Genomic DNA, 11,249 nt, shown 5'->3' with positions numbered 1-11,249 from the left:
GCCGTCCGATCGCCCTCTAGAAGGCCGAGGTCGCGTACTCTTCCAGGATTGGGCCTCTCCGGGACCGACCTGTTGACGCCATTCGAAGTACCGGACTATTCCGCAGCTACCGACGACGAGTGCAGGAAGCGGACCACGTCCTCTCGTACCAGTTGAAGCCGCAACGTTGCTCGGAGGGCCTCAAGGCCGAAGACGTGCAGATCTTCGTTGAAGTCGCCCAGCCGAGGCGATAGCGGGATCGCTACAACGCCGACCGCTTCCGCGCGTTGGGTGAGAGTCGCCTGTACGGCATGTCCGGCAGCATCTTCATCGCGGGCGACATAGAGCCGACGCAAGCAGGACGGCAGCAACATCGCTGCGAGGTGATTGGCCGAAAGCGCGGCCGCCATCGGCAACGTCGGCAGCACGTAGCGCAGCGACAGTATGGTCTCCAGACCCTCGCCGGCAGCGAGCACGTCCTCCACCACGCCGAACCGAACGGCATTGCCGAGCAGATCACCCATAGCTCGTCGTGGGGTGTCGATCGGAGCCTTGCCGAGCCGCGTGCGGTCAAAGCCGTCTGGGTCGAGCCAGGTGCGGTGTACGCCGGTGATCCGTCCATCGAGGTCGGTGACGGAGGCGATCATCGCCGGCCAGGTCTCGGTCGGCAAATGCTGATCCGGTCGGTAGTAGCAACGTGGGTGGAAGCGCAGGCTGCCACCATGGTGGATTTGGCCTATTCCACGACGTTGCAAATACGTTTCAACCACGGTCCCCTCGATCGAGCTGGAGATTGCAAAAAGCCGACGGGCGGTTTCCTGCGACCCGGCCACCACACCCGGACGAATGGGTTTCAGGGCGAATTGCGGCTCTGAACGAGGAAGCTTCAGAAACCGCCTCGCCTCGTCTGCGACCTCGTGGAAGTCTTGCAAACCCCGGCATTCGCGGATGATGTCGAGCAGGTCGCCATGCTCACCAGTCGCAGCGTCAGTCCACTTGCCGGCGGGCCCCTTCGACGATTCGTGGAGCCGCACGAACATCGAGCGACCCGGCGTGTTGTGGACGTCGCCGACCAGCCAGTACCGCCCCGCCCGCCTGCCATTGGAGAGATAGTGTCGGCACACCGCCTCGGCCTCGCGCGCGAGGCGGCGTGCCAGTTCGGAAGCATCGCGGGACATCATGCGGCGTCCCGCACACCGATGCCCGCAACCGGATAGCTGTCGGGCACCTTCGATAGGACCTCCACGCCGCTTGCGTCCGTGGGCACGAACCGCTGCGCGATGCTTTCGGCCAGCTGCTCGATCGAAATCCCCGCCTTGACGTGCCGAACATTCGACTGGCTCAGAACCAGCTTGTTGAATGGAATGTCGCGTGAGGGCGGCAGGGTGATCTTTTGGACGGCCTTCGTCATGTCGAATCTCCACGACGGGCGGCCGGGAGCCTCTCTCGGCCTCCAACCCGTCGCGAAACTCGACCCTGCCCTCTTGCTCTCTTACCCGCAGGGGCTGCTGAGGAGAACCTCACACCGCTTCACGTTCCGCTCTTTCCGTCGTCACGTCGGCAACGTCTTCCGGTAAGAATCCAAGAAGATAATCCGCAACCTTGCTGGCCTGCGAGGCAGCTCGCACAATCGCGCGATTATCCTCCCGCAGTACTTTAAGCCAGGAACCGATATAGTCCGCGTGCCGCACCGTCGGCGCGATCCCGAGCGAGGCGCAACTGAACGCGGATGAGATCTCCGCGATGAGTTCCTCGAAGGCGTACTTCTTGGTACCGTAGCCGCCTGACAAATCACGGTTGAGACGCGACGGATGGCCGGTGGCATGCGCCAACTCGTGCAAGGCCGTTCGATGCCAATTGATCGGCTCGAAATAGGCTTGCGGCGGTGGCACCTGCACATAGTCCTCTGCCGGCACATAGAAGGCGCGGTTGCCGCCGATGCGGAAGTCGATCCCGGTCGCCTTGATGAGCTTTTCGACACGCGGCTCGATCAGGTCTGGCGGCGGAGGCGGCGCTGTCGCTGCGACCTCGGAAGGCAGCTCGTCGCATTGATCGGTGTTAAAGACCGTGAAGCGCTTGAGGAATGGGATGGCCTGCGCTTCATCACCGTTCTCGCTCGCGCGCTGCTTTTCGTCGACCGGCACAAAGCGGTCGGCATAGACAACAGTGGTGCCGCGCTCGCCCTTGCGGACGTGACCGCCGAGCGACAGCGCCTGGCGAAACGTAAGCCAGCTCTGACCTGTGTATGCGCGTTCGGTGGCGGCCCACCAGAGGATCAGGACGTTGATGCCGCTGTATTGACGGCCGGTCGCGGCGCTTTTTGGCATGGCCAAAGATGCATTCGCGGGCGCGGTGCCCCAGGGCTGCACCCACGGAACCTGGCCGGCCTCAAGTTCGTCGATAATTTTGTTGGTGATATCGTCATAAAGGCTTGTCCGGTCTTCACCGGTGCGCCTCCGAGGATAGCGTCTGGACATCGCGGGTCTCCGCGGCGGGCGCCGCGAGCCTCTCTCGCAGCCTGTAACCCGTCACGGCAAAACCCGCGCGATACTCTTACTCTCAGCCTCCAACTGAGTGAATGCGAGGTCTGCGACGCGGCCGTCCGAGTCTTCATGGCATTTGGCCTTGAGTGCCTAGGGCCTCAGCCCTGACCAGGCGTGCGCCAACGGCGCGTCGCCTCAAAGAAAATGGCACCCGGCGAGCGTGAGCATAGCGACCCGAAGGGGCACGCGGGTCCGCGTGTAGCGACGAGACGGGTTAAAAGGGTACCCGGGAACGGGGCAGTGATAGCGATGCGGGCATGCTTCATGACGGCGCCCCTCTCCCGAGTGCCCCCGGCGAGAAGTTCCGCAGTCCGTCGCGAGGGATCGAAGCCAGACGGCCGAGACGCTCCGCGGCTCGGTTCGCGAGAGCCCGATGCGGCGTCAGCCGCACGCGCACGGGCAAAATCCGGGAAGACGCAAGTTCGGGAAATCCGGATGCCAAGGCTTGGTTTCCGCGTCATAGATTCTAATCTGGAGTCTGGGAAACGCGTCTTGAGTTCTTCTCCACCCGCCCTGACGCCGGCCCGGGTTGTAAATCCGGCTTTGAGGCGGCCTTCTACTTCAAGCTCGTAACCCGAAGCTGGCAATTGAGGAGTGGCTGCAGCCATGTCGATGCCGTCGTGCAGCGAAGGCAATCGAGAGCGATTTGGTGGCGTGAGGCGCCCAAACCAAGCTAGCGTCACCTCTGCCAAGGACCGGATTGTCCGCCTCCATCGATCAGGGATGCGAGTTCGCGTCGTCCGAGCAGAAGGTCGGCTTTCCGTTCGAACGGATGCAGGCGCGATAGAGCCAAGGTTCGACGTAGCTGCCCCTCCAGATTCCGCGACCGGCCTGCTCGGCGCCGCGCTGAGCTGAGCGATATCTGCCCTTCGAGTATCGAGGCCAGTCCAGCGCAAGCCCGCTCAGCACCAGCCAATTGCCGAGGTCCGCACCAGCGACGGAACAGGTTGCGACCGTGCGGCCATATTGGTCGAGGTTGACCGGAACACAGTTGACGGGCCGCCGCGCAATGAAGGCGTCCAGGTCATTTGCAGCCTGCACACCGCAACGATATTGCAGACTGTCTTCGCCGCGGCACAGTTGACTGCTCTCTGGTGCGTCGATCCCCCAGAGCCGGATGCGCGTTCCGTGAATTTCCAGCGTGTCGCCGTCGATCACGCTGGCCTGTCCGACAAAATCATCGGCCGAGGCGACGTTCGACAGAAGAGCGAGCATCAATGCAATAGAGATTCGACGCATACCTGTGACCTCGATCGAGGCCTATCGACAAAGACATGGGAGGCAAGCGAGCGACGCGCAAGATTTCTATGGAGCGCTTGCGGAGAGGCTTTCCGAAATGCACCGTGTTCGGTGCGTGCGGTGGTATAATCCATCCCTGCTCGATCTGGTACTTCGGTCTATTCGTTGCGACGTCGCCCCGCGGCTTTGCACATGACGGCTACGCTTCCGGCAAGCTGGGAGCCAGGCGGACGACGAGACGGATCACCCCGCGAACAACCTTGACACCTCGCTTACGCTGCACGCACGGTATCAAGGAACTTCCCCACCTCGAGCTTCAGCCGATTGCTGTCGCCTGCGAGCGACCGCGCTGCGGCCAACACCTGCGTAGAGGCCGAACCGGTCTCGCCCGCCCCACGCTGCACGTCGGTGACGTTAGACGACACCTGATGGGTTCCTTGCGCAGCCTGCTGCACGTTGCGCGAGATTTCCCCGGTAGCCGCGCCCTGTTCCTCTACCGCAGCCGCGATCGTCGAGGAGATCTCGGACAGCTTCTCGATGGTGTCGCTGATAGCCCTAATGGCGCTGACAGACTCCTGCGTCGCCGCCTGAATGCCGAAGATCTGCTGGCCGATCTCGCCTGTCGCCTTGGCGGTCTGTTCGGCCAGCGCCTTTACCTCGGAGGCCACCACCGCAAATCCTTTGCCCGCCTCGCCCGCACGTGCCGCCTCGATCGTGGCGTTGAGCGCCAGGAGGTTGGTCTGGCCAGCGATGGTGTTGATCAGTTCGACGACGTCGCCGATCCGCGTCGCGGCCATGGATAACTCGCCGACGCGCTCGGTCGTGGTGCGTGCCTGACCGACCGCTTCGTTAGCGACGCGCGCGGACTGCTGTACCTGGCGGCTGATCTCGGTGATCGACGAGGATAGCTCCTCCGTCGCGGAGGCCACCGACTGCACGTTAGTGGAGGCCTCTTCGGATGCCGCTGCAACCATCGTGGACAGCTCCTGCGCGCGTTCGGCGGTCGAGGTAAGCGTCGAGGCTGACGCCTCGAGTTCGGTCGCGGCGGAGGACACCGTGTCGACGATCTCGCCGACCGCGGATTCGAAGCTGTTGGCGAGCCTGTGCATCTCGGCCTTACGCTGCGCGGCGGCGATCTGGTCCTGCTTGGCCTTGGCTTCGGCCTCCTCTCGCGCCTTCTGTTCGGACACAATCTTGAATTTCTCGACGGCCGCGGCGACCCCGCCGACCTCGTCCTTGCGACCGAGCCCTGGCAGCACCACCGAAAAATCACCACTTGCGAGCTTGTCCATGGCCACCGTGAGCGTGCGGATAGGCCGCGCAATCGTCAGGAAGGACATCAGCCAAGAGCCGATCAGGACAAGCACGGCACATGCCCCGACCATCATGCCAATGTCCTCGCTCGAGGCCATTTCCTGCACCGAGCTGGTGATCTCCTCCTCGCTCCTGTGCTCGGCGAAATCGGCAATCTGGCTGGTTGCCTCGTCCATTTGACCCGCCGTTGGCAGCGTGACCTCACGAATGAGGCGCGCGCTCTCTTGGGTGAGCTTGGCGAGGCGGGCAGTGTCCGAGCCGGTTGCCGCGATAGCCTCGCCACGGATCGACGCGATTTGCTGCGCTCCCTTGACGTATTCAGCAGACAGGCTTTTGAGCTTGTGCATCCGCGCCTGGTTTTCTGAAGATTTCGACAGCTTGAGCATCGCCTCAGCGGTGTTATTCAGCGACCTTGCGCGCTCGACGAGCTCATCGTTCGCCTTTTGCAGCTCAGCAGCATTGTTGGCGAGCCGGATATCTCGTCCGCTTAGCTGCATGCTACGCACCCAGAGTTTAGCTTCGATGGCGTCCTGCGCTAACTTCAGCTGTTCGACGGCAGCTTGGTTTGAACGACGCACATTGCCGTTGCCGACGAGTTGGCTTGCGATCATGGCAAACACTAAAAGAATGCCGAACGCCGACATCACCGCCAGTTTGGTTCCGATCTGCAAGTTTTGGACGAAGCTCAGCATGGGCACGTTTTCCTGGATATGCGCGGCCAAGTCATTGTTGACCGCCCTTGGCGTTGATTCGCCCTTACCTGAATACTGATCGCCGAGGATTCTGATTTCGTTAACGATAGGCTCCGCCGAAATACGGAGAAGCGAGCAAAAGGCTCCTTTGAAACAAGCACGAAGCGCGCACTTAACAAGTTAATCACACGCAAAGGTAGGCCGCCCGGATTCTAGCCTGCCGGTTCGAAAGCGCGGCTCTGCTTACTCTCTGCTTTTCCAAGCCCGATGACGTTCGTGTTTATCCGACTGCGATGGGTTGGACCTGTGTGATCTCTGAAAGCCGCCGGGGACGGTGGGCCCGACTCGTTTACGTCAAGTGCACAGATCTGCCCTGGGTGACAACATCACGATGCCCGTAGTGAGATAGCCTTTCATCCAGAGATCGAGACGGCCGTGACGACGAGATAGCCGAGATCCATCGTGCGCGACGGTTCGATCGGGTCGGTTTCGACGGCAGCGAAGTTATTCCGCTCTAACGTCAACAGCCGACATGCAGCTAGAACGCGGCGTTCGTCGCGAAGCCGCGCGGCAATGTTCGCGCCGTCGCCGAATATATCCCCAGCGCGCACGATCACGTCACCAATGTGCTCGCCGACGCGGAGGTTGATGCGGCGATCTGGGTTCTTGCGGCCACCGACCACGATACTTTTTGGATCCCATATCGGCCACCGGGGCCCCTTTCGGCCGCATCTGGGCAGGGCGGGTTCAAAATCTCAGTGTGAAGGCCGCTGCCGCCGCCGAGGTTCACAGGCTTGCGTTCGTCACAGGGGACGAGGGGATACACCGGGCTCATTCGGGCATTCCGGCGAGGCGCAATGGCGTAACCACCGCGTCTAAATCCGTCTGATGGCGGTAAGGCAACCCCTGTGCCCAGCGGCTTGCAGTCAAGCTGGGATGATCGGCCAGCATCCTCTTCACGGTGAGGCGTGCTTCGTCCTCACTACCGAGGTTCCAGAGTGATGCTACAAGAATGGCTTGCGCCGTTAGCCAATGCGGCCTCTCGACCAAGACGCGTGAGGCAATGTCGCGTGCAGCTACAGGATTGCCGAGGTGAAACTTCGCGCGAGCCTCATCGACCATACTGTCATTGCGGCTAAGAGGGCTAAGTCGTTGGGATTGCTTTTCATACTCGGCGCATTTGCGAAAGTCACCAGCGTAGCTGAGGCACATACCGGCCACAGTATAGGCATCAGAGCAGTTCGGGCCGAGGGCAATCGCCTTCTCGCCTGCAGCTAAAGCCTCATCATATTGTCGCTGATACAGACGCACATAACCTATCGCCATGTAGCCATAACAGTTGCTCGGGTCAGCAGTCACGGCTTGGCCACCGTGTTCCAGCGCCGTCTCGTAGCTTGTCGCCTCGTCCCGCCGCCAACCAAAGCGAACCTGATCGGTTACTGTGAACGCCAATATGCAAAGCGCCGGTGTGAAGGCTGGGTTGATTGCCAAAGCCCGTTCGAGTTCGAGGCGCGCTTGTGCATGAGTGTGTTTGGCATAGTTGAGGTTTAGGGTTCGACCCCTGATGAAATGCTCGTAGACCAAGGGGCTACCTGAACGCTTTCGCCACACCCTCGCCACCTCGCCAAATGTCAATCGGACTTCAAGTGCGGCAACGATGTCCTGCGTTATTCGGTCCTGAAGGTCGAAAACGTCATCGAGGTCACCCTCAAATCGATCTGCCCACACATGGGAGCCGTTAAGGCTGTCGATCAACTGCGCCGCCAATCTTACTCGGTTGCCGGCCTTGCGAACGCTCCCTTCCAGCACGTAGCGAACGCCGAGTATTCGCCCGATTTCACGGATGTCGCGCGCCTGTCCCCTGAAAACAAAACTCGAGTTGCGGGCTATGACCAACAGTTCCTGGATTTTCGACAAGGTGGTCAGCACGTCCTCAGCGATACCGTCAGCGAAATACTCCTGCTCCGGTTCACCGCTCATGTTATGGAACGGAAGCACCGCGATGGATGGTTTGTCGGGCAGCGGCAGAGACTTGGAAGAGCTCGCGAATGCTGCTGCACTTGGAGTATCAACCAGCCTGCCGGCAACGTAACCTCTGATCGGCTCCCCGACGTTCTTGACCTGTTGAGGGCCGAGGTCGGTGAACGACAGCGGCAGAACCTTCTTTACCTGCTCGTAAGTAGCGCCAGAGATACACACGCTTCCCGGCTCAGCGATGGACTGCAGCCGCGCAGCAATGTTCACACCGTCTCCAAAGAGGTCTCCAGCGCGCACCATTACGTCGCCGATGTGAACTCCGATGCGAAAGCTGATGTACTTGTCGGGCGGGAGACTGGAGTTCGTTTGGGCTAGAGCGGTCTGTGCCTCCACCGCGCACTGCACGGCCTCCACCGCGCTGCCAAACTCGGCAAGGACACTGTCGCCCGCCGTGTTCGCTATGCGGCCCCCGTGCTCCTCAATGAGCCTGTCGAGTATTGCGCGCCGTTCGGTCAGCCCCTTAAGCGTGCCGACCTCATCGGCTCCCATGAGGCGGCTATAGCCTTCGACATCCGCTGCGAAGACTGCGACGAGCTTCCGGCTGACTGCCATAGGGTCTGACATCGGCTGCCCTAATCCCTAAGCCCTCACCCTTCCGGTACTCCGGCTATTCGAAGCCCACATTTTCTCGATCTTCATCCTGTTGACGACTAAGCTCCAGGACCGATTTCATGTCCTTGCAGGAATGGGCTGGGAGGAACTGAGGCTGCCGAACGCAGTCCGTCCTGGGGACGCGCGGCCCTTGTGTCGTCGATGATGGAGCCAATCGCGCTCACACAGTCTTCTCCGGATGCCCTGGGCGGCGGGCGCCCCGTCGGGTTGCGGCTATTTTGACTGAAACGCGCAACGGCTTGCAAGGAGGATTCGCCCTTGGTCGGATTCTGGGCCGATTTTGTTGCAAAAGTCGGCTGTTGGCGATGGATGGTTCGGCTGGTTCCTCTCGGAAGACCGGCCTTGATCCACCGATCCTGACGCACTCTACGCAACTCAGAGGCTGCGCAATACACAGAGCCTGAGCGGGTGGCGGACGAGCGACCAGCGACGCGAGCCGCCGTAGGTTCTGCGCGATGGCAGCAAGAACAAACTCGTCCTGGGCGCCTTGTGGACCACGTAACCGAAGTCGGCCGAGCTTCAGGATTCGCTTCAAATGGGCGAACCGCATCTCATCAGCTCCGGATCAATCGAAGGGCGCCCCATCGACGAATAGTGAGATGCAAGTTCACCGCGAAGCCAGATAGATCGAGAGCACCATCGATCTTCCGAACAAGATGATCATCCGGCACTGCGTCGCTAAGCCGAAACTCGTAGAACAGTTGACGTTGGTCACTCTTCTGACGGCCCATCATGGATCGACCTCGCCGCGATTCGCGTCAACACAACGGAATTCGACCTGTCTCAATCGACTTTTGCAACAAAATCGGCCCCAAACCGACATCTTCGCTAATCATACAGATTTCCGCTTTCGAGGCCGCAGCGGACAAGCATCGGGCACCCGACGAGGTCGCTTTTTGACCCCGGCCTCGCACCTCATTCGATCACTTCGTCGGCGGCAGCGAGCAGCACTGGAGGCATGTCAAGGCCGAGCGTTTTGGATGTGTTCAGATTGATCACCAGCTCGAATTTTGTAGGTTGTTCGATCGGTAGATCGGCGGGTTTGCCTCCCTTGAGTATACGATCGACAAAAAAAGCAGCCCGACGTGACAGGTCGGCAATGCTGGCCGCGTAAGCCAACAAACCGCCAGCCCGAACTTGCTCTCGAAACACGAATATTGACGGGAGCCGGTGCTTCATTGCCCCTTCCGCAAGCGCTCTGCCCTTTGCAACGAACACGCCATCTGACGTAACGACTAGCCCCTGCGCCCGCCCGTTCGCGAGTGTGGCAAGCTGGCTGTCGAGATTATTCTCGTCAGCCTCCACGATATCGAGTGCTATGCCAAGCGAGCGAACATCTAGTTCCAATTTCTTCGCCCACGACGAGCCGATCTTGTAGATGGGCTGCCTTGTGGAAACTAAAACGCCGACCCTGTCGAGCCTCGGTACTACCTGTTTCAGGAGTTCGACGCGTTTGCCGTAAAGTTCAAGGTCCATGGTGGTAAGCCCCGTGACGTTGCTGCCAGGGCGAGAAAGGCTCCCCGCGAACCCCGTGCCGACGGGATCGGGATGGGCAAACGTGACAATGGGGATCGACGAGGTCGCCCGCTTCGTGGCAATCAGCTCCCGCGTCCCAGTCGCTACGATGATGTCAGCACGCTCGCGCACGAGATCGGCGACGAAGCCATCAATCAGGCTGTCATCACCTGCCGCAAATCGCCGATCGAAAATGACGTTCTGGCCCTCAACGTAGCCGAGCTCCTTCATCTGCGCCAAGAACGGACCAAAGTTGGCGGGCTCGGCGGGAGTCGCTCCGATTGAGACGAGACCGACAATTGGACGCACCTGTGCGTGCGCTATTGACGGCCATATCGTTGCACCGCCGAGTAGCGCTACAAAATCACGACGTTTCAGTTGATCGAATTGCATTCGTGGCCCCTAGCCGGGAGGCTCCGTTACGATCAGGGAGGATAGCGCCAATGGACGTCTTTGTGACAGATGACAACGCGTCCCAGACGTGAAAAAGCGGCCTTACCGGGCCATCAGTCATGCAGCCCAAACTGAGCCGTCCTCAGGCGGCGATCAGCGGCCTGATCGCGAGAATATTCATTGCTCCGGTCAGATTGTAGACCAGAACCGAGAGGGCCATATCGACGACTACCTTTGGGAGAGTTTTGGTCAGGAAGTGCGTCGCCCCATCCGTGCCTTCATCGTGCCGAACGGATGCTCGACAGTCTCGCGACGAAGGCGCATAGCGAGCGGGTTCGCATCGAGCCGCTGCTGCACCGCGTCGAGCAGATCCTCGTGCTCCCATCGCGTGATCTGTCGCTCTGACCCGGGCATGCACTGGGGTTTGATCGAACAATTCTTACAGGTGTTGGTCCAGTAGCGCCGTAGCATTTTGTCGGCTTCTTCGTTTGTATAGCGATACGACAACCCCTACCCGGCCGGACAACGATAGGCGTCTTCCTCCGGCAAATAGACAAAGTCCTGTTTACCGAAGCGTCCGTCCGACTTGGCGCCCGAAGTCGCGCTGTGGCGATCATTCACGCTCTGGAACGGGACCTTTCGCGGCCGGTGTTGATGGCAAATCAGGTGGCATTTTGGCATGCCCTGCGCGTTTCAAGAAAGCGTATCACCGTCACCGTCACCGTCTACGGCAGCATTTTCGATTCGCAACGGTGACTAGCACAAGAGCGATCCAAAAACTTCAGTTCCAAGTGATTAACCAATTACGCTGCCCGGGCGGAAGAGGTGATCGAACAGAGCTGCCCCTTGCTGCTGCGCGTGGGTCTCCTCTTGGCCCATCGCGGCATGTTGCTGTGTCGTGTGACTTCGGCCGCTAACGGGGCAA

Annotated in this window: 8 protein-coding genes and 3 pseudogenes; 1 reads left to right on the top strand and 10 read right to left on the bottom strand. The window is 60.4% G+C overall.

Annotation, left to right across the window (positions count from 1 at the left end; all coding sequences use genetic code 11):
- Nucleotides 1–95: 95 nt before the first annotated feature.
- The 10 genes and pseudogenes from JQ586_RS37645 to JQ586_RS40905 all read right to left on the bottom strand — a co-directional run.
- Nucleotides 96–1,157 (bottom strand): toprim domain-containing protein, encoded by a 1,062-nt coding sequence (locus JQ586_RS37645; protein ID WP_212399700.1) that lies wholly within the window; start codon nucleotides 1,155–1,157, stop codon nucleotides 96–98.
- 92 nt (nucleotides 1,158–1,249) lie between these two features.
- Nucleotides 1,250–1,390, bottom strand: a pseudogene (locus tag JQ586_RS37640) (DNA-binding protein); the annotation flags it as partial.
- A gap of 109 nt (nucleotides 1,391–1,499) precedes the next feature.
- Nucleotides 1,500–2,456: an ArdC family protein gene (locus tag JQ586_RS37635; protein ID WP_212399697.1), complete on the bottom strand. Its 957-nt coding sequence runs from the start codon at nucleotides 2,454–2,456 to the stop codon at nucleotides 1,500–1,502.
- Between the two features lie 783 nt (nucleotides 2,457–3,239).
- Complete coding sequence (locus JQ586_RS37630) at nucleotides 3,240–3,680, bottom strand: thermonuclease family protein (protein WP_409411043.1); 441 nt, start codon at nucleotides 3,678–3,680, stop codon at nucleotides 3,240–3,242.
- Between the two features lie 353 nt (nucleotides 3,681–4,033).
- Nucleotides 4,034–5,767, bottom strand: coding sequence for a methyl-accepting chemotaxis protein (locus JQ586_RS37625; RefSeq protein WP_212399699.1), 1,734 nt, complete (start codon nucleotides 5,765–5,767; stop codon nucleotides 4,034–4,036).
- Between the two features lie 413 nt (nucleotides 5,768–6,180).
- On the bottom strand, nucleotides 6,181–6,450 hold the full coding sequence (locus JQ586_RS41700) for a hypothetical protein (protein WP_409411042.1): 270 nt from the start codon (nucleotides 6,448–6,450) through the stop codon (nucleotides 6,181–6,183).
- A 148-nt stretch (nucleotides 6,451–6,598) separates the two neighbouring features.
- Entirely contained in the window at nucleotides 6,599–8,368 is a 1,770-nt protein-coding gene (locus JQ586_RS37615; RefSeq protein WP_249148631.1) for an adenylate/guanylate cyclase domain-containing protein, read from the bottom strand.
- A gap of 460 nt (nucleotides 8,369–8,828) precedes the next feature.
- Nucleotides 8,829–8,969 (bottom strand): annotated as a pseudogene (locus JQ586_RS37610) (IS5/IS1182 family transposase); the annotation flags it as partial.
- A gap of 362 nt (nucleotides 8,970–9,331) precedes the next feature.
- Entirely contained in the window at nucleotides 9,332–10,324 is a 993-nt protein-coding gene (locus JQ586_RS37605) for an ABC transporter substrate-binding protein (protein ID WP_212399695.1), read from the bottom strand.
- A gap of 142 nt (nucleotides 10,325–10,466) precedes the next feature.
- Nucleotides 10,467–10,924: pseudogene (locus tag JQ586_RS40905) on the bottom strand (transposase); the annotation flags it as partial.
- 6 nt (nucleotides 10,925–10,930) lie between these two features.
- On the opposite strand from JQ586_RS40905, the gene JQ586_RS37595 reads away from it, so the two are divergent.
- On the top strand, nucleotides 10,931–11,080 hold the full coding sequence (locus JQ586_RS37595; protein WP_212399693.1) for a hypothetical protein: 150 nt from the start codon (nucleotides 10,931–10,933) through the stop codon (nucleotides 11,078–11,080).
- Nucleotides 11,081–11,249 lie beyond the last annotated feature (169 nt).

Origin of the sequence: Bradyrhizobium jicamae (genome assembly GCF_018130215.1) — a bacterium.
GTDB classification, from domain to species: Bacteria; Pseudomonadota; Alphaproteobacteria; order Rhizobiales; family Xanthobacteraceae; genus Bradyrhizobium; species Bradyrhizobium jicamae_A.
This window is presented reverse-complemented; position numbering and strand designations above follow the sequence as displayed.

Excerpts from the sequence above, each read along its gene's own strand:
- JQ586_RS37615 (WP_249148631.1), bottom strand. The coding sequence starts at position 8,368 with ATGTCAGACCCTATGGCAGTCAGCCGGAAGCTCGTCGCAGTCTTCGCA.
- JQ586_RS37625 (WP_212399699.1), bottom strand. The coding sequence starts at position 5,767 with ATGCTGAGCTTCGTCCAAAACTTGCAGATCGGAACCAAACTGGCGGTG.
- JQ586_RS37645 (WP_212399700.1), bottom strand. The coding sequence starts at position 1,157 with ATGTCCCGCGATGCTTCCGAACTGGCACGCCGCCTCGCGCGCGAGGCC.
- JQ586_RS37635 (WP_212399697.1), bottom strand. The coding sequence starts at position 2,456 with ATGTCCAGACGCTATCCTCGGAGGCGCACCGGTGAAGACCGGACAAGC.
- JQ586_RS37605 (WP_212399695.1), bottom strand. The coding sequence starts at position 10,324 with ATGCAATTCGATCAACTGAAACGTCGTGATTTTGTAGCGCTACTCGGC.